The 17,092-nt window shown below is 63.3% G+C and carries 15 protein-coding genes; 9 read left to right on the forward strand and 6 right to left on the reverse strand.

All coding sequences use genetic code 11. The annotated features are described in order from the left end of the window. Positions 1-5 precede the first annotated feature (5 nt). The gene (locus QW881_RS05870) at positions 6-209 is read right to left on the reverse strand and encodes a hypothetical protein (protein ID WP_315758782.1); all 204 of its coding nucleotides are present in this window, start codon (positions 207-209) and stop codon (positions 6-8) included. A 26-nt stretch (positions 210-235) separates the two neighbouring features. On the opposite strand from QW881_RS05870, the gene QW881_RS05875 reads away from it, so the two are divergent. Then, on the forward strand, positions 236-1,645 hold the full coding sequence (locus tag QW881_RS05875) for a PLP-dependent aminotransferase family protein (RefSeq protein ID WP_315758781.1): 1,410 nt from the start codon (positions 236-238) through the stop codon (positions 1,643-1,645). Between the two features lie 132 nt (positions 1,646-1,777). Here the strand turns inward: QW881_RS05875 and QW881_RS05880 are convergent, their stop codons facing one another. After that, positions 1,778-2,581, reverse strand: a complete 804-nt coding sequence (locus tag QW881_RS05880; RefSeq protein ID WP_315758780.1) for an N-formylglutamate amidohydrolase — start codon at positions 2,579-2,581, stop codon at positions 1,778-1,780. A gap of 203 nt (positions 2,582-2,784) precedes the next feature. Here QW881_RS05880 and QW881_RS05885 point away from each other — a divergent pair, with 203 nt between their 5' ends. The 6 genes from QW881_RS05885 to QW881_RS05910 all read left to right on the forward strand — a co-directional run bounded on the left by QW881_RS05885 (position 2,785) and on the right by QW881_RS05910 (position 12,633). Beyond that, positions 2,785-3,597, forward strand: coding sequence for a transglutaminase family protein (locus QW881_RS05885; RefSeq protein ID WP_315758779.1), 813 nt, complete (start codon positions 2,785-2,787; stop codon positions 3,595-3,597). A gap of 59 nt (positions 3,598-3,656) precedes the next feature. After that, the gene (locus tag QW881_RS05890) at positions 3,657-4,055 is read left to right on the forward strand and encodes a gamma-glutamylcyclotransferase family protein (RefSeq protein WP_316158351.1); all 399 of its coding nucleotides are present in this window, start codon (positions 3,657-3,659) and stop codon (positions 4,053-4,055) included. A gap of 165 nt (positions 4,056-4,220) precedes the next feature. Beyond that, positions 4,221-6,227, forward strand: a complete 2,007-nt coding sequence (dnaG, locus tag QW881_RS05895; protein WP_316158352.1) for a DNA primase — start codon at positions 4,221-4,223, stop codon at positions 6,225-6,227. A 412-nt stretch (positions 6,228-6,639) separates the two neighbouring features. Beyond that, positions 6,640-8,748: an RNA polymerase sigma factor RpoD gene (gene rpoD, locus QW881_RS05900; RefSeq protein ID WP_315736396.1), complete on the forward strand. Its 2,109-nt coding sequence runs from the start codon at positions 6,640-6,642 to the stop codon at positions 8,746-8,748. A gap of 196 nt (positions 8,749-8,944) precedes the next feature. After that, complete coding sequence (locus QW881_RS05905) at positions 8,945-11,440, forward strand: ATP-binding domain-containing protein (RefSeq protein WP_316158353.1); 2,496 nt, start codon at positions 8,945-8,947, stop codon at positions 11,438-11,440. Positions 11,441-11,697: 257 nt separating this feature from the next. After that, positions 11,698-12,633 (forward strand): DUF817 domain-containing protein, encoded by a 936-nt coding sequence (locus QW881_RS05910; RefSeq protein WP_316158354.1) that lies wholly within the window; start codon positions 11,698-11,700, stop codon positions 12,631-12,633. A 146-nt stretch (positions 12,634-12,779) separates the two neighbouring features. On the opposite strand, the gene QW881_RS05915 is transcribed toward QW881_RS05910, so the two are convergent. Then, complete coding sequence (locus QW881_RS05915) at positions 12,780-13,016, reverse strand: hypothetical protein (protein ID WP_008963614.1); 237 nt, start codon at positions 13,014-13,016, stop codon at positions 12,780-12,782. Between the two features lie 218 nt (positions 13,017-13,234). Between QW881_RS05915 and QW881_RS05920 the strand changes: the two genes are divergently transcribed. Further along, positions 13,235-13,609 (forward strand): thiol-disulfide oxidoreductase DCC family protein, encoded by a 375-nt coding sequence (locus tag QW881_RS05920; protein ID WP_315758818.1) that lies wholly within the window; start codon positions 13,235-13,237, stop codon positions 13,607-13,609. Positions 13,610-13,706: 97 nt separating this feature from the next. Here QW881_RS05920 and QW881_RS05925 read toward each other — a convergent pair whose 3' ends face one another. The 3 genes from QW881_RS05925 to QW881_RS05935 all read right to left on the reverse strand — a co-directional run bounded on the left by QW881_RS05925 (position 13,707) and on the right by QW881_RS05935 (position 15,989). After that, the gene (locus tag QW881_RS05925) at positions 13,707-14,027 is read right to left on the reverse strand and encodes a hypothetical protein (RefSeq protein ID WP_316158355.1); all 321 of its coding nucleotides are present in this window, start codon (positions 14,025-14,027) and stop codon (positions 13,707-13,709) included. A 258-nt stretch (positions 14,028-14,285) separates the two neighbouring features. Continuing rightward, positions 14,286-14,804 carry a hypothetical protein gene (locus QW881_RS05930; RefSeq protein ID WP_315758773.1) on the reverse strand — a complete coding sequence of 173 codons (519 nt, stop codon included), beginning with the start codon at positions 14,802-14,804 and terminating at the stop codon, positions 14,286-14,288. A gap of 240 nt (positions 14,805-15,044) precedes the next feature. Next, the gene (locus QW881_RS05935; RefSeq protein WP_315758817.1) at positions 15,045-15,989 is read right to left on the reverse strand and encodes an OmpA family protein; all 945 of its coding nucleotides are present in this window, start codon (positions 15,987-15,989) and stop codon (positions 15,045-15,047) included. Between the two features lie 269 nt (positions 15,990-16,258). On the opposite strand from QW881_RS05935, the gene QW881_RS05940 reads away from it, so the two are divergent. Beyond that, a complete protein-coding gene (locus QW881_RS05940; RefSeq protein ID WP_316158356.1) occupies positions 16,259-17,065 on the forward strand; it encodes a lytic murein transglycosylase in 807 nt (268 codons plus the stop codon). Positions 17,066-17,092 lie beyond the last annotated feature (27 nt).

A 17,092-nucleotide genomic window follows, 5' to 3' on the forward strand; every position in this document is an offset into this window, starting at 1 on the left:
CGTTTTCAGTCGCGCCAGAACGGCTTGTTGGCCTCTTCCTGGACGATCGCCGGATCAAGGCCGCAATCACGCATCTGTTCGCGATCGAGCATCGCCAGTTCGGACCGCCAGAACAGGCGCTGCAGCCAGAGTTGCGGCACCCCGAGCAAATTGCTCTTTCCGTGGGCAACTTGCGGAGTTGCCCAACGCTGCGCCAGGGAATATGCCATGAGTCACCTATTGCTCTTCAATTGCGTTGTTCGAAGAGCAATCGCGCAGTACATATCTCGGTGCAATCGAAACATTGCTCTCGGTGCAATATAGCATGAATGCTTCGTATACGGTCCTGGTGGACGACATCGCCGAGGACATCGCCAACGGCAGGCTGAAGGCCGGCGACCGGCTGCCGCCGCAGCGCCAGTTTGCCTACGAGCGAGGAATTGCCGCCTCCACGGCAGCCCGTGTCTATGCCGAATTGTTGCGCAGGGGCCTGGTCGTGGGCGAGGTCGGGCGCGGCACTTTCGTCGCAGGAGAGGCGGTGCCGGTGCCGTCCTCGCTGCGGCTGGAGCCGTTCGACGGCCGCATAGATCTCGAGTTCAATTTTCCGACACTGCCCGACCAGGCGGCCATGATCGCGAAATCGATGGCGGTCTGGCAGCGGCCGGAGAAGCTCGCGCCGGTGCTGGCGCCGATCACGCAGCGCCGGCTGGCCGAGGCCGGGCGCACCGCCGCGGCCTTCTTCGCGAGCGAGCGCTGGCGCCCGCGCGCGGAGAACTTTGTCTTCGCCGGCAGCGGACGGCAGTCGCTGGCTGCGGCGATCTCGGCGCTGGTGCCGGTCGGTGGCCGGCTCGGCGTCGAGGCCGTGACCTATCCGATGATCAAGGGCATCGCGGCGCGGCTCGGCGTGACCCTGGTGCCGCTCGCGATGGACGGCGAGGGCGTCCGCCCGGACGCGCTGACCAAGGCGCATCGCAGCAGTGCGCTCAACGCGATCTACATCCAGCCGGTGATGCAGAATCCGCTCGGCCTGACGATGAGCGAGGCGAGGCGCGAGGAGATCGTGCGTCTGGTGCGCAAGCACGAGCTGATGATCATCGAGGATCTGGTCTACGGCTTCCTCAGCGATCAGGTCTCGCTGGCGACGCAGGCCGAGGAGCGCGTCGTCGTTGTCGACAGCCTTGCCAAGCGGCTCGCGCCGGGGATTGCGGTCGGTTTTCTCTACGTGCCGGGAAGCATGCGCGAAAAATTCGCCGCCACGGTGCGCACCGGGGCCTGGTCGGTGACGTCGCTGGCGCTGGCCGCCGGCATGGGGCTGCTCGCCGACGGCACGGCGGCCGAGATCACCAGGCGCAAGCGCGCCGATGCGCTGGTGCGGCAGGCGATCGTCGCCGAGTGCCTCGCCGGCCATCACATCGAGGCCGATCCGCGCTCCTACCATGTCTGGCTGCATCTGCCGGAGGGCTGGCGCGCCGAAGCCTTGACGGCCGCTGCGGCCCGCGCCGGCATCGCGATCACACCGGCGAGCGCGTTCGCGGTGGCGCACGGCCATTCACCGAATGCGGTGCGGCTCGCGCTCGGCCTGCCGAGCCATGACGATCTGCGGACAGCGCTGTGGCGGCTTGCCGGCCTGCTCGCGCATCACGACGCCTCCGACATCACGGAGTAGCGAGCTAGAGCATGATCCGGAAAAGTGGAAACCGGTTTTCCCTCGCGACAAACGCCGAAGGCGTTTGCGCGGAGATCATGCTCAAACAAAGAGATGAGATCATGATGCGATTCCGTGGAATCGCATCATGATCTACGCGAGACCCTTGCTGCGCAGCTCGACCTCGATCTCGCCGAGAATGCGGATCAGCCGCTCGGCCCAGCGCTGCTGGCCCTCGGGCTCGGCGATTTCGTTCTGACGGATCTCGATGCCGGAATTGATCAGCCCGCGCGCCTCGCCATGCACGGGGATGGTGTAGTCGGTGCTATCGCCGACCGCATAGGGCTGGTTGTCGCCCACCACGAGATCGGGCTCGGCCCGCAGCGCCCTCAACAGCAGCGGCGGCAGCACGCGGTCGTGCTGGTACAGCGTGCCGATGTGCCAGGGCCGCGCGATGCCGGCATAGACTGGCGTGAAGCTGTGCAGCGAGACGAGGATGGTCGGCCGGCCGGCGGCCTTGCGCGCATCGAGCACGTCAGTGATCCGGTCGTGATAGGGATCGAAGATGACGCGCCGCCGCAGCTCGGCGTCCTCATGCGTCAGGCCCTCATTGCCGGGGATCGTGGTGCGCTCGCTGATCATCGGAATCGAGTTTGGCGCCTTCGGTGACCTGTTGCAGTCGATCACCAGGCGTGAGTAGCGCTGCGCCACCAGATGCGCATCGAGTGCCCGCGATACTTGCTCCGCGACCTCGGCAATGCCGATGTCCCAGGCGATATGCCGCTCGAGCTCGCTTTCGGGCAGGCCGAGATCGCCGAGTGCGCGCGGCAGCAGGCGGCCGTAGTGATCGCACGTGAAGAGCAATGCCGACGCGCCACCGGCGTTGCGCTCGAAAACAGGCGGAACTTCGTCTGGCTGAAGGAGTAGATGAGTGTTGCTCGTGCCGGACACGGTCATGCTGCCTCTCGTTGCTTCATGAAGCGGCAGACCGATCTCGGATTGGGCAGACAGATGAGGATTTGGCCGGCGGACATCATGATGGTCGCCCAAACGATGCTGATTCTGGCGATCATTCACAAGACAGAAGTTCGCAATGGGCCTACGATCCGGGCTGGATGAGGCTGGCGCATCGTGCCGCCCGAACGAGGCAGGGAGGCTTCATGCTGATCAAGGTTGGATTCGAGATCGCCTATGCGGCCCCGGCGGCGACGCCGATGGTGATCATGCTGTCGATCCATCCGTCGCGCTTTCCGGACATCGTCGGCACCGAGACGATCACGACAGAGCCGAAGGTGCCGATCAAGTTCTACAACGACAGCTTCGGCAATCTCTGTGGACGCCTGGTGGCGCCTGCCGGCGGGGTCACCTTCCATGGCAGCGCCATCGTCCGCGACAGTGGGCGGCCGGACGCAAACGATCCCGGCGCGCAGCAACTGCCGATCGAACAATTGCCCGATGAGCTTCTGCTGTATCTGATGCCGAGCCGCTATTGCGAGACCGACAAGCTGGCCGAGGTCGCGTGGTCGTTGTTCGGCCGTGCGCCGGCGGGATGGGCGCGCGTGCAGGCGATCTGCGACTTCGTGCACGGCCACGTCACCTTCGGCTATGAGCACGCCCACGCCATGAAGTCGGCGCACGACGTCTATCAGCAGCGCGCCGGCGTCTGCCGCGACTTCGCCCACCTCGCGCTGACCTTCTGCCGCTGCATGGGCATTCCGGCGCGCTATTGCACCGGCTATCTCGGCGACATCGGCGTGCCGCCGGATCCGGTCCCGATGGATTTCTCGGGCTGGTTCGAGGTCTATCTCTCGGGCCGGTGGTACACGTTCGATGCCCGCCACAACGTCCCGCGCATCGGTCGCATCCTGATGGCGACCGGACGGGACGCCGCCGACGTCGCGCTGTCGACCTCGTTTGGCCTGATGACCCTGACCAAATTTCACGTCGTCAGCGACGAGATCATGGCTGCCTGAGCGGAGCAGGGCGCGGCCGGCCGCTTCGCATCACCGGCGATCGCCGCTATAGACGGGCCATGACCACCGATCTGCTCTTCGTCTACGGCACCCTGATGCGCGGCTTCGACCATCCGATGGCGCGGCTGCTGTCGGCCAATGCCGATTTCGTCGCCGAGGCCAGCTGCCACGCCCGGCTCTACCGCATCCAGCATTATCCCGGCCTGGTGCTGTCCGATGACGCGGCCGATCTCGTCCATGGCGAGCTGTTCCGGCTGCGCCAGCCCGAGCCGATGCTGCGCGAGTTCGACATGTACGAGGCCTGCGGCGAAGGCTTCACCGCGCCGACCGAATATCTGCGCCGGTGCCTCGCCGTGACGCTGGCCGACGGCAGCGTCAGCCAAGCCTGGACCTATGTCTACAACTGGCCGGTGGACGAAGCCGGCCGCATCGTCTCGGGGCGCTTCCTGGCGCCGTGACCCGGTCTCTCCACGCGGTTATTCCGGGCTCGCCCTGCGGGCGCCCCGGAATGACCGGAGGATCGAGTTGGCCTGTGAATAGCCCGGACAAGCCGGAGGAAGTTCACATTTCGTACACGGGTGCCTATATGCCTAGGCCATCACCACAGGACCTCCGCCCCGCTCATGGCCCGCTTCACGCCGGAATTTCTCGATGAGCTGCGCGCCCGGCTTCCGGTCTCGGACGTCGTCGGCAAGCGCGTGAAGCTCAAGAAGGCCGGGCGCGAGTGGAAGGGGCTGTCGCCGTTCCAGCAGGAGAAGACGCCGTCATTCTACGTCAACGACCAGAAGGGTTTTTATCACGACTTCTCGTCCGGCAAGCACGGCAACATCTTCGACTTCGTGATGGAGACCGAGGGCTGCAGCTTCCCCGAAGCCGTCGAGCGGCTGGCGGGAATCGCCGGCCTGGCGCTGCCCGCGGTGACGCCCGACGCGGCGCGCCAGGAGCGGCAGCGCAAGACGCTGTACGACGTGATGGAGCTGGCGGCGAAGTTCTTTTCTGACACGTTGGCGTCCCGTCATGGCGCGCGCGCCCGCGGTTATCTTGCCGATCGCGCGATCCTGCCGCAGACGCAGCTCCAATTCCGGCTTGGCTACGCGCCGCCGGATCGGTTCGGCTTGAAGGAATATCTCGGCGGCCAGGGCGTGCCGGTGGCCGACATGGTCGAGGCGGGATTGCTGGTCGGTGGCGACGACATTCCGGTGCCCTACGACCGCTTCCGAGACCGCGTGATGTTCCCGATCACCGACCTCCGCGGCCGCGTCATCGCCTTCGGCGGCCGCGCGCTGCAGAAGGACGTGCCGGCGAAATATCTCAACTCGCCGGAGACGCCGCTCTTCCACAAGGGCGACAACCTCTACAATCTCCCCAGCGCCCGCCAGGCCGCGCACAATGGCGCGCCGTTGATCGTGGTCGAGGGCTATGTCGACGTCATCGCGCTGGTGGCGGCCGGCTTTGCCGGCGCCGTGGCGCCGCTCGGCACCGCGCTCACCGAGAGCCAGCTTTCGCTGATCTGGAAGATGGTCGACGAGCCGATCCTGTGCTTCGACGGCGACCGCGCCGGCCAGAAGGCGGCCTATCGTGCCGCGGACCTTGCTTTGCCGCATCTCAAGCCCGGCAAGAGCCTCCGCTTCGCGCTGCTGCCGGAAGGACAGGATCCCGACGACCTCGTCCGCTCCGGCGGCCGCGGCGCGGTCGAGGAGGTGCTCAAAGTCGCAAAGCCGCTGGCCGAGGTGATCTGGTCGCGCGAGGTCGAGGGCGGCAGCTTCAACACGCCGGAGCGCCGCGCCGCGCTGGAGGCGCGGATCGGCCAGCTCACCGGCGGCATCGCCGACGAGGTGGTACGGCGCTACTACAAGCAGGACCTCAGCGACCGGTTGTACCGGGCGTTCGCCCCGGACGGCGGCCGGGGCTTTGGCCGCGGCTACGGTGCCGAATCAGGACGGCGGTTTGGCCCCCGCAGTCCCGGTTCCGGACAATCGGGGCGGTTATCCACAGGGGGCGGCCGCCGCGGCGGACCGCCATCCACAGGCCCGGCGATGGCCCGCGGCCCCTACCAGGCGGCCAGCCCGCAGCTCGCCATGAGCCCGATCATGCGCGGCCAGCGCTCGGCGATCTCGCGCCGGGAGGCCTTGATCCTGCAGTGCCTGATCAACCACCCTTGGCTCCTGCACGATCACCTGGAGGAGGTCGCCGCGCTGGAGCTGGCCCATCCCGAGGCGCACAAACTCCGCGCTGCCGTCATCGCCGCCTTCGCCCACGACCACCACCATTCGCCGGACCCGGACGAGCAGGCCGAGAAGATGCGGGCCGATCTGGAGAAGTCTGGCTTTTCTGAGCTTCTTCAACGGGTTGAGCGGGCGATCACGACCGCGGCGGTGTGGGCGACCAAGTCGGGGGCGGCGCGCGATGACGTTCTTGCGACCTGGCATCAGCTTGTTGCCTTGCATCGGCAATGGCACTCCTTACTTAGGGAATTGAAGGATGCCGAGCTGGCGCTGGGCGAGGAGCCGAGCGAGCCGAACATGGGCTGGTTGAGGGACGTGAAGGCCAGGATGGCCGAGATGGACGGTACCGAAGCGCTGATCGAAGGCTTCGGGGAACTGTCCGGACGTACCAACCGCAACGTGTAGACTGGACGCCCGGCGCCCAGTCGCCAGTTGAGCACATTTCGGCCCGGTCCGCCGGCGCGGTATCAGGTCCGCGCGAAAAGACTCGCCAAATCCATGGTTTGGCTGCAAAAACAGGGTTAATCGAAGTTTAAGAGGTCCGGGGCATTTTCTGCAGCAGATGGGTTGGTTTCGCTGTCGGACGCCGCGCCTGCATGTCGGGCGCCGGATTCGATTGCAAAACCGGTATCGCTTTTGCAAGAAACGCGCGCCGGTCCGAAAACGGGACGACACCAGCGACAGACTTCAGGGGGTGGCGACGTTAAAAGTGCGCCGCCCTTTCCGCGTCGAGAACAGTTTGAGTAGAGCAGGCGGGCGCCGCGATGCCAAGGGCGAAGATGCCATGGGCGGAGCGGGCGCGTTTCGGGAGCAATGAATGGCCACGAAGGCAAAGACGCTGCAGGTGAAGGACAAGGAAAAGGACGACAAGGCGGCCGACGCTCCCGAGAAGGACGCCGCCGATGCGCCTTCGCCGTTGCTCGACCTGTCGGACGCCGCCGTCAAGAAGATGATCAAGCAGGCCAAGAAGCGCGGCTTCGTGACCTTTGATCAGCTCAACGAGGTCCTGCCTTCCGACACCACCTCGCCGGAACAGATCGAAGACATCATGTCGATGCTCTCCGACATGGGCATCAATGTGACCGAGGCCGAGGAGGCCGACGACTCCGACGAGAAGGACGACGGCGAGGACGAGACCGACAACGAGCTCGTCGAGATCACCCAGAAGGCCGTCACCGAGGTCAAGAAGTCGGAGCCCGGCGAGCGCACCGACGATCCCGTGCGCATGTATCTGCGCGAGATGGGCACCGTCGAGCTGCTGTCGCGCGAGGGCGAAATCGCCATCGCCAAGCGCATCGAGGCCGGCCGCGAGGCGATGATCGCGGGCCTCTGCGAAAGCCCGCTGACGTTCCAGGCCATCATCATCTGGCGCGACGAGCTCAACGAAGGCAAGATCTTCCTTCGCGACATCATCGATCTCGAAGCCACCTATGCCGGCCCTGAGGCCAAGGGCGGCATGAATCCGCAGATCGCCGCGCCCGTGAATGGCGAGGGCGCTCCGGCCGAGGGCGGCGACGTCCAGGCCGCGGTCGCGCCGCCGGCCGCCCCGCAGCAGCCGACCCCGTTCCGTGCCGCACCGAACGGCGCGCCCGCCGAGGAGAAGGACCCCGGCGAGGCGGCGGCCGAAGCCGACATGGACGACGACGAGTTCGAGAACCAGATGTCGCTCGCCGCCATCGAGGCCGAGCTGAAGCCGAAGGTCGTCGAGACGTTCGACAAGATCGCATCCGAGTACAAGAAGCTGCGCCGCCTGCAGGAGCAGGACATCGCCAACCAGCTGCAGAGCGAGTCGCTGTCGCCGTCGCAGGAGCGCAAGTACAAGAAGCTCAAGGACGAGATCATCGTCGAGGTGAAGTCGCTGCGCCTCAACCAGGCCCGCATCGACTCGCTGGTCGAGCAGCTCTACGACATCAACAAGAAGCTGGTCTCGTTCGAGAGCCGGCTGATGCGTCTCGCCGACTCCCACGGCGTCGCGCGCGAGGACTTCCTGCGCAACTACCAGGGCTCGGAGCTCGATCCGCGCTGGCTCAACCGCGTCTCGAAGCTTTCCGCAAAAGGCTGGAAGAACTTCGTCCATTACGAGAAGGACCGCATCAAGGATCTGCGCCAGGAGGTGCAGGCGATGGCCGCGCTCACCGGTCTCGAGATCGGCGAGTTCCGCAAGATCGTGCACTCGGTGCAGAAGGGCGAGCGCGAGGCCCGTCAGGCCAAGAAGGAGATGGTGGAAGCCAACCTCCGTCTGGTGATCTCGATCGCCAAGAAGTACACCAACCGCGGTCTGCAGTTCCTCGACCTGATCCAGGAAGGCAACATCGGCCTGATGAAGGCGGTCGACAAGTTCGAGTATCGCCGCGGCTACAAGTTCTCAACCTACGCCACCTGGTGGATCCGGCAGGCGATCACCCGCTCGATCGCCGATCAGGCCCGCACCATCCGCATCCCCGTGCACATGATCGAGACGATCAACAAGATCGTCCGCACCTCGCGCCAGATGCTGAACGAGATCGGCCGCGAGCCGACCCCGGAGGAGCTCGCCGAAAAGCTCGGCATGCCGCTCGAGAAGGTGCGCAAGGTCCTGAAGATCGCCAAGGAGCCGCTCTCGCTCGAAACCCCCGTGGGTGACGAGGAGGACTCTCATCTCGGCGACTTCATCGAGGACAAGAACGCGATCCTGCCGATCGACGCCGCCATCCAGTCCAACCTGCGCGAAACCACTACCCGCGTGCTGGCCTCGCTCACCCCGCGCGAGGAACGCGTGCTGCGCATGCGCTTCGGCATCGGCATGAACACGGATCATACGCTGGAAGAGGTCGGCCAGCAGTTCTCGGTGACGCGCGAACGTATCCGTCAGATCGAGGCCAAGGCGCTGCGGAAGCTGAAGCATCCGAGCCGGTCAAGGAAGCTGCGGAGCTTCTTGGATAACTGAAAGCGTGTATTGTTGCGCCCGGCCACTGCTTGGGCTTCTAGGGTAACAAAACGGCGGGCCGAACGGTCCGCCGTTTTTGTCCGTAAGTAGGACCATCAATTTAGTAGTGCTAGATCACTAGAGTCCACTAAGGGTAGAAGGGCTATACAGGGGTCGCAGTAGCGCGCTCCGCATCTAAAATCGGCTGGAGGATTGAATGTCGGTCCAAAAGACTCCGAAAAAGCAGGAGAAGCCGGAAGTAGTAGCGTCAAAGCAGGAGTTCGGTATTCTTGAAAAGCTTTCGCGCGGCCTATCAACCACTATAGGTGCCCTCCTAACCCGAAGGCCCATGGTTGATCGTCAGGACCGAGACGTCGAAGTAGCACTCCAAGAATCACAATATTCTACACGTAAGGGATATGAGGAGCTTGCCAAACATTGCTACGGCAGGACAGTGATCGGTGAGGAAATCGACGAAAACGGAAAAACGAAAAAGAACTTTGAGTACCGAATTTCTCAGGCAAACGTAGGTTTTGTCGAGGACGGCTGCAATGTTCTCGCGCGAAACTCACCGATTGCCTCAGCGCTTGTCACGGCGGACCCAGGAGATGAAAGCGAGGTGTCGGCCCCCGGGGGGTATCGATACTTTGTTGCCACAGAAGTCAGAACCTTCGATGGCCCAACGAGTCTGCTGTCTTCGACGCAGCGACCGAACTTTCGACTAATGCTGCTAAGGCTGTTGGGGAACAAGAAGGCGATCTCGGTTGAAAATCTTCGAGCTTTTGTTGGCGGGTTGACCGAAGGAGAGCTCGTCAGTGATGAGCGGAAGCAGGCTTCAAGCGCCGTATCCCAGGTTCTACCATCGGCAAGTGTATGGCTCGAGAAATGGCAGGGCATATATTTAGGAAGTTCTGAAACCTCGTCTCTTAGCCATCAATTCTTTACCAGAACAACATCGAAGCAAGAAGGTGCCCTAAACAAGCCGAGAGGGCTTACTTTCGTGGAGGGTATTGCAGGCTCGGGTAAGACCTCAATCGCGCTCGGTCGACTAAAGTTCTTTGCAAATTTCGCGACTGGCCAAGAGTTGGCCTTCTACGGTCTGAGGGGGGCTCCTGCCCGTGATTTTTCTCCCGCGAATATGGTTGGCTTTGTTCTCAGTCATAGCCTAAGGCGCTACCTAAAAGAGACGGCTTCCGAGCTTGGGCTCGATCACTTGCCGATACGAGATTTTCAAGATTTTCGGTCTGATCTCTCAAATCGATATGGTTTGACTAAGAAGTTCAAGCGAAGCCAAGCGCCAGTTTCGCCTTATCGCGCCAAGCTGGCGTGGTTACTGGCATTGGACGCCGTCGTTGCCAAAACAATTGGGGAAACCCTGCTTAGCTTCATAACGCAGGAAAAGGGTCTCCGACCGGCAGTTAGTGAAGCTATTCGATTGGTCGCCGAGGAGCTGAAGCACGCTCAAATCGATAAATCTCAGACGAGATTCAATCTGCATAAGCTTGCAAGTAGGTTGGTCGATGCAGCAATGGAGGCGGAGTACAGGGCGCGCCAGCTAGAAATCGAATCTCGGATGAGTCGTGAAACGCTCAGAGTTGTGCGGGAGGATCTGCGTGAGGCGCTCAAGGAGATGCTCGACGAAAGAGATCGGCGCATTGTCTCTCCGCTTGGACGATCGCTGCTTAGTATGATTTCTGTTGCGGACTCTGTCATAGCTTCGGTTAAGTCAAAGCATCTATCGGAGTGCATAACAGAGGCGTTTGAAGGTGAAGGTGTTGATGCGCAAGAGTTGTTGAAAACGATAAATTCGTTTCAGGCGGAAGTTTCCGTTGAGGACGAGAAGAGTCGAGCTTTTTCCGATCTTGATCTCGTGAACTTCATCGTTCTCTCGGCGATGGTTGCCGACGGGTTTGATCGTCAAGATGCGCCGTCTTTTCTTTACCAGATGCGTACGAAGACAGCTGCGTTCATAGATGAAGTGCAAGATTTTAGAGAAACAGAGGTTTTGCTCATGGGGATGGTTGTTACCGACAGTTACCACCAAATCACGCTGTCCGGTGATCGTCACCAGCAGCTTCAGGCAATGGGAGTTGATGGTTTTGAGCGTCTATTTCCGTTTGTTCCCAGAAATCTGCGAAATTCTACTGTTTTTCTGGATAAGAACTTCCGTCAGCGATCTGAACTAGAGCGATTCAGTGCGGCAGTGCGGTCGGTTCTGCTGGGGGATGATAAGATTAAATGTGTGTTGGGTAATGGATGCGCCGCCGCGCTGCATGCGTTTAAGGATTGTAGCTCGATGTCAAAGTTGATTGTCGAGAAGCTGCAAGCCGTTGATTCGTATGCGACCGTGGCGGTAATTACGTCGTCCGAAGATAGTGCTAGGCGCTGGTATGAACTATTGCGTGCGGATTTGGATGTCTATCACCGTCCAGCACTATTGTCGCGTCGCGATGATCTAACTAGGCGCAACGACGTTCATTTCACGGAAGTGCGCGAGGCGAAGGGGCTTGAATTCGATGTTGTGATTGTACCTGATCTTAGTTGCTTCGATTTAGCCGGAGTTGTGGGGAGAAATCAACTTTACGTCGCGGTTAGCAGGCCCCGTCACTCGCTGCTATTGGGCTGTTCGGAAGATTACGTTGGCGATGGTCACGTACAGGAATTGGTAAAGAGCGGTATTGTTTCTCCAATTCATATAGGGGAGATGCTGTAGAAGTACGTTACGGTGAGGCTGCAATAATCTTTCGTGCCGAAAGTGCGATGTTGGAGTGTCAGGCATCGCCGAGACAGGTTACGGTGAAAGTGCACTAATCTTTCGCTGCAAAAAGGCGGCCCCGTGGTGTCCTGGTTGCCCGACACGACGTCTTGTCCGTAAATGTCCGTGTCCTTGCCGCGAGAGGCCGAACTTTGCGCAGACGGCGTTGGGCGATCGACTGCTAGGAATCGGCGCCTCACCGGACGCCGATTCCCATGCATGACGACGCGTTTTCATCGGCCGCAGCGCGCGCTAGCGCCGCCGCCATCTGGGTGCCGCTGCGTCCCTTCATCGCCGCTGAAGCACGTCTCGCCGCGCGCGCAGCTGAAACGCCCTCGACCACCTTCCTCTACGAATTCCTCCGCTTCGGCGTGAAGCAGGGTTGGGCCTGCTTGTTTGGCGGCATCGCGGTGGCGCTGATGCTGCTGACGTGGCAGTTCTATCCGGCGACCGCACCGCTCGCGCGCTATGATTTCCTCTTTCTCTGCATGCTCGGTGTTCAGGCCGCGCTGCTCGCCACAAAGCTCGAGACCTGGGAGGAGGCGAAGATCATCCTGATCTATCACCTCGTCGGGACAGTGATGGAGCTGTTCAAGACCGCGACCGGCTCCTGGATCTATCCCGAGCCGAGCCTCATCCGGCTCGGCGGTGTGCCGCTGTTCTCCGGCTTCATGTATTCCTGCATCGGCAGCTATCTCTGCCGCGTCTGGCGTCTCTTTGATTTTCGCTTCACCGGCCATCCGTCGCGGCGCGGGCTGATCGGCCTGAGCGCGGCCATCTACTTGAACTTCTTCACTGACCACTATGGGCTCGATCTGAGGCTCGTGCTGTTCGGCTGGGCCGCGCTGTTGTTCGCGCCGGCGACGGTTCACTTCAAGGTCTGGCGCGTGCACCGCGCGATGCCGCTGCTGCTCGGGCTTTTCCTGGTGTCGCTGTTCATCTGGCTGTCGGAGAACGTCGGCACCTTCACGCGGGTCTGGCTCTATCCGCAGCAGGCGCATGGCTGGACCATGGTGTCGCCGGCCAAGCTCGGCTCGTGGTTTCTGCTGCTGATCATCAGCTACACGCTGGTCAGCCTGATCAACCGGCCGAGGGAGATGGACGCTGGCGACAGCGCTCTGTTGCCGGAGCGCCAGAAGCAAGCGGCATAGCGCACTGCCGTAGGGTGGGCAAAGGCGCTGGTACGGTGGTTAGGCTGGGGACGGTGTGGCGCGCCGTGCCCACCGAGTGTCGCGGCAGGCACCTGATGGTGGGCACGCGCTGCGTGCTTTGCCCACCCTACGGCAGCGCGGCTGATCTACTTCTTCTTCGCCCCGACGCGCTCCAGCGACTTGATCTGAAGCGGCGGGCGGCCGGATTTTTCTGCGATGTCGCGGTCCTGCTCCATGATGAAGCCGCGCGCCGGCTCGTCGCCGTCGAGGCCGCCGAGCAGCTCGGCCGGGACGCGGCGGTTGGAGCGCTGCGAGCCGTCCTCGTAGGTCACGTTGAAGAAGGCGAATTCGCCTTTGGGATTGGAGCCGGGTTTTTTCGCCATGGAGGCGCTTTACGGCGGCGGGGCCGGTCCGGTCAATGCAAGAAAATGCTTATCCGCTGCCCGAATTTGACTTTTTTGTCATATGGTTTTCGCGGAATCGGCGGGGTGGCCAGAGCGATCACGGACCGGCCGGCGGGGTCCCGAAACTCCTCGATTTTGCCGGATGAAAGTGCGTTCATCGTGGACGTCTCACCCCGCCGCGAATGCAGCCCATGTCGATGCCCCAACTCACCATCTGGTACAACACGCGCTGCCCGGTCTGCGACGCCGGCATCGACTGGCAGCGCAACAAGCTGCTGGCGCTGGTGAAGTCGGGGCGGGTCGTGTTCAAGGACATCAACGAAGAGCCGCAGGCGCTGGCTGAGTTCGGTGTCGACGTCGACGACGTCCGCCGCCGCCTGCACGCCACCGACGAGGAGGGGCAGCTGATCACCGGCGCCGACGTGGCGCTGCTGCTGTGGGCGCTGACGCCCGGCGAGGGCTGGCTCGCCACGCTGTTCGGCAACCGCCTGGTGCGCCCGCTGACGCGCTTCGGCTACGACCGGTTTGCCGATGTGCTGTTCGCCTGGAACAAGCGCAGGGGGCATTGGTGAGGCGACGATTGAGAGGATCTCGCGCCGAGCTCAGCTTTTCACCTCTCCCCGCAAGCGGGGCGAGGGAGCGCACCGTCTGTGCAGCAACAGTTCGACTCTAACGCCGCCGCACCTTGACCTGGGCATGCACCCGCGTGCCGCCGCTCGGACCGTCCTCATCATCACTGCGGCCGAGCGCCATGATCGCGGTGCCCATCGCGGTCGAGCCGAAGGTGACGAAGAACGAGCCGAGCAAGAGGCCGATCGCGACGCCGGGCGAGTGGTCGGCGAAGATCAGGTGACGCAGGCCCCAGGGATCGAGCAGCAGCAATCCGCCGACCAGCACCACGGCCATGCCGAGGCCGAGCGCGAGGTTGATCGCGAGCAGGCGGAACAGAGGGATCTGGAGCAATCGGCGCTTGCGTTGATTGTGCTGCATCGGCGATCTCCCGAGGGATCGTGAACGACAACGATATCGTAGCACCGTCCGCGACCGGCTCAAGGCCGGAGCCGCTCGGGGCGGGCATGGCTGCGCCGCGCCGGGCGCGTCGATTTGGGACAGGAGGCGGGAGTGTCCCGGCGGCCCTCTCTTGTCCACTGACCTCGCGCGCACGAGGCGCCCGCGGCACATCTCGCTCCGTCATTCCGGGCCCCCGCGCGCTCCGGATGACGCCTCATTGAAACCGGAGCCGCGGCCTCACGCCGCCTCGCCCTCGGCGACGCCGTGCTGTTTGGCGATCACAGCCTGCCAGACGCTGGCGATGGCGCGCTGGGTCTCTGGTACGATCAGGCAATGGCCCTCATTGTCGAAGCCGCAGAAGCGTGCGGAGGGATCGCGCCTCGCCTCGATCAGCGCCCTGTTGATCATCTCCAGCGTCGCCATCACCTGGCCGATGTTCTGCAGCCTTGTATGATACAGGAGGTCGATCAGGCGGAACATCATGACAGGGGGCTGCCCCAGCACGATGCCGGGACGTCCGAACTCGAAGAATACGTTGACGGCCGGCAGCACGCCCTGGATCTGCGCCAGGATATTGGCGGCGTCGTCGGCGGTGCAGGCGACGAGATGCGCGCCCGGCACGGGGAGCGCGGGCGTGGGCGCGTCCTGCGCCTCCGGGCCGAGCCTGAGGCCTGCGAGCACCTGATGCTCGATCCAGCGCCGCACCTCAGGTGGCGCCGAGCGGATCTGGTGGGCGGAGAGGGTTATTCCGAGCATGCGTCATCTCCTTTTGCCTCTCAGCAGCTTAGAAAGCGACGATGGCGCAGTCTTGATCCGGATCAAACGTCCGCCAGGGCACCTTGCCCCAGGCACCCGCTTCAGGGCAGGGCGGTCGCAATGGCGATCTTTGTTTTGCGCCCGTCTGTTTCCAAGTCGTCATGACGGGTCAAGCCCGGGCATGACGGAGTGGAGAGATCTGGCACGAGCCTCAATCCTCATATGCGATCGCCCTGCGCTTCACGGCGCCACCAATTCGACGCGGCGGTTCAGGGCGCGGCCGGCATCGGTTGCATTGCTGCCGACCGGAGCCAGCAAACCCACGCCCGCGGTACGCAGCCGCGCCGGCGCAATGCGGTAGCTCCGCGCCAGCTCGGCGGCGACCGCCTCGGCGCGGCGCCGCGACAGATCGAGATTGTAGTCGTAGCTGCCCTGGTTGTCGGTATGGCCGACGATGAAGACGCTGAGCTGCGGCTGGCCGGCGAGCAACTGCGCGATCTGCTCCAGCGTCGGCCGGCTCTCCGGCTTCATCGTGGCCTTGTCGGTGTCGAAATAGATGCCATAGAGCGCGATGTGGCCCTTGTCGCCTAGGCCCTTCGCCATCTCGGCGGCGCTGACCATCTTGTTCTCCATCGCGCCGAGCTCGGCAACGGTGAGCTGGGCGTAGATCTGCTGGTTGTTCTGGCTGACCAGCACGCTGGCAAAGGTCTCGCGGCCGCCGGCCTCCTTGCGGCCGGCAAAATAGCGGTAGTCGAAGCCATCGGCCCACATCTGCGGAACCGGCAGCAGGTCGATCGCCTCGGTGAAGGGAATGCCGCCGCAGGCATCGGTGTCGCAGGCGAGGAGCTTCTCGAAGCCGGCCTTGGCGAGCTGGTTTTCGAAATTGCGCGACACTTCGAGGATCGAGGGACCCGGCGCGGTGCGATAGGCGATGCGGGTGACGTGACCCTCCAGGCGTCGCTCGTCGGTCGCCTTGTCCGCCTTGAACGGCGCCGCCTGCAGCCGCACCGCATCGAAATCCTTGGCGACATAGCCGGTGATCACGCTGCCGGCGAAGCGGCCGATCCCGGGGTAATCCTTTGCGCCCGCCACATCGCCGGGCTGAGCGGCCGCGGGCGCCAGGCCGTGACACATCAGGGCCGCGACCAAGGTGAGCTGTGCCAGTGTGCCGAGCCGGAACATCATCGTCATGGGGACCTCTCCCGAAAAGTGGCGACGCTCGTGGTTTTCAGAACGCGTGCTTGGATCGGCGCGCGAAAACGCCGCGACGTCGGACGAGGCACGCCCTGCATGAGTGGCGACGAGACCGCCGACCGTTCAAAAAAAGATGACGATAGGATGCGGTTCGGTGGCTGTCGCTCACCGGCTGGCCTGGTACCACCAAATCAGGCATTGTGACGGCGTCCGCCGCCGGCCTGCCGTCATCATGCTCTCATGCAGGGACCTTTCTCCTCATGTCCGTTGTCCGATTCCTTGTTGCCGTCGCGATCCTCTCCTTTGCCTCTCCCGCTTTCGCCGCGCGCTGCGGCGGCGACTTCAATACCTTCATCGCGGGCGTCTCGGCGGAGGCGCAGAGCGCCGGCGTCTCAAGCGGCACGATTAGCCAGGCGCTGTCGGGCGTGACGCTCGATCCGGCCGTGCTCGCCTTCGACCGCCGCCAGCGCTACACCTTCAACAAGAGCTTCGAGCAGTACGTCTCGACCCGCGTCGGCGCCGGCCGCATCAATGGCGGGCGCGCGATGCTGCAGCGGCACGCCGCGCTGCTGTCGCGCATCGAGCAGCAATATGGCGTGCCGCGCCAGATCCTGGTCGCGATCTGGGGGCTGGAGACCGATTTCGGCAAGGGCGACATGGGCAAGCTGCCGGTGATCCGCACGCTTGCGACCTTGGCGCATGACTGCCGCCGCACCGAGCTGTTCCAGGGCGAGCTGCTCGCGGCGCTGAAGATCGTGCAGCGCGGCGATCTCACCTTGCGCGACCTCGTCGGCGCCTTCGCCGGCGAGATCGGCCAGACCCAGTTCCTGCCGTCGTCCTACATCAAATACGGCGTCGATTTCGATGGCGACGGCCGCGTCGATCTGCGCCACTCCACCGCCGACGTGCTGGCCTCGACCGCCAACCTGCTGCACAGCAACGGCTTCAAGATGGGCGCGCCCTATGACGAGGGCTCGGCCAATTTCGAGGCGATGCGCGAGTGGAACAGGGCGGTGATCTATCGCAAGACCATCGGCTACTATGCCGATCAGTTGATCGGGCGGTAGCGCTATCCGTCGCTCGCGACGTGCGCC

This window comes from Bradyrhizobium sp. SZCCHNS3016, assembly GCF_032484535.1.
Lineage (GTDB): Bacteria > Pseudomonadota > Alphaproteobacteria > Rhizobiales > Xanthobacteraceae > Bradyrhizobium.

Coding starts and splice junctions, on each gene's coding strand:
- QW881_RS05935 (WP_315758817.1), bottom strand. CDS start 15,989: ATGATGTTCCGGCTCGGCACACTGGCACAGCTCACCTTGGTCGCGGCC.
- QW881_RS05905 (WP_316158353.1), top strand. CDS start 8,945: ATGTCGGTCCAAAAGACTCCGAAAAAGCAGGAGAAGCCGGAAGTAGTA.
- QW881_RS05890 (WP_316158351.1), top strand. CDS start 3,657: ATGACCACCGATCTGCTCTTCGTCTACGGCACCCTGATGCGCGGCTTC.
- QW881_RS05930 (WP_315758773.1), bottom strand. CDS start 14,804: ATGCTCGGAATAACCCTCTCCGCCCACCAGATCCGCTCGGCGCCACCT.
- rpoD (WP_315736396.1), top strand. CDS start 6,640: ATGGCCACGAAGGCAAAGACGCTGCAGGTGAAGGACAAGGAAAAGGAC.
- QW881_RS05885 (WP_315758779.1), top strand. CDS start 2,785: ATGCTGATCAAGGTTGGATTCGAGATCGCCTATGCGGCCCCGGCGGCG.
- QW881_RS05870 (WP_315758782.1), bottom strand. CDS start 209: ATGGCATATTCCCTGGCGCAGCGTTGGGCAACTCCGCAAGTTGCCCAC.
- QW881_RS05880 (WP_315758780.1), bottom strand. CDS start 2,581: ATGACCGTGTCCGGCACGAGCAACACTCATCTACTCCTTCAGCCAGAC.
- QW881_RS05925 (WP_316158355.1), bottom strand. CDS start 14,027: ATGCAGCACAATCAACGCAAGCGCCGATTGCTCCAGATCCCTCTGTTC.
- QW881_RS05915 (WP_008963614.1), bottom strand. CDS start 13,016: ATGGCGAAAAAACCCGGCTCCAATCCCAAAGGCGAATTCGCCTTCTTC.
- QW881_RS05920 (WP_315758818.1), top strand. CDS start 13,235: ATGCCCCAACTCACCATCTGGTACAACACGCGCTGCCCGGTCTGCGAC.
- QW881_RS05940 (WP_316158356.1), top strand. CDS start 16,259: ATGTCCGTTGTCCGATTCCTTGTTGCCGTCGCGATCCTCTCCTTTGCC.
- QW881_RS05910 (WP_316158354.1), top strand. CDS start 11,698: ATGCATGACGACGCGTTTTCATCGGCCGCAGCGCGCGCTAGCGCCGCC.
- dnaG (WP_316158352.1), top strand. CDS start 4,221: ATGGCCCGCTTCACGCCGGAATTTCTCGATGAGCTGCGCGCCCGGCTT.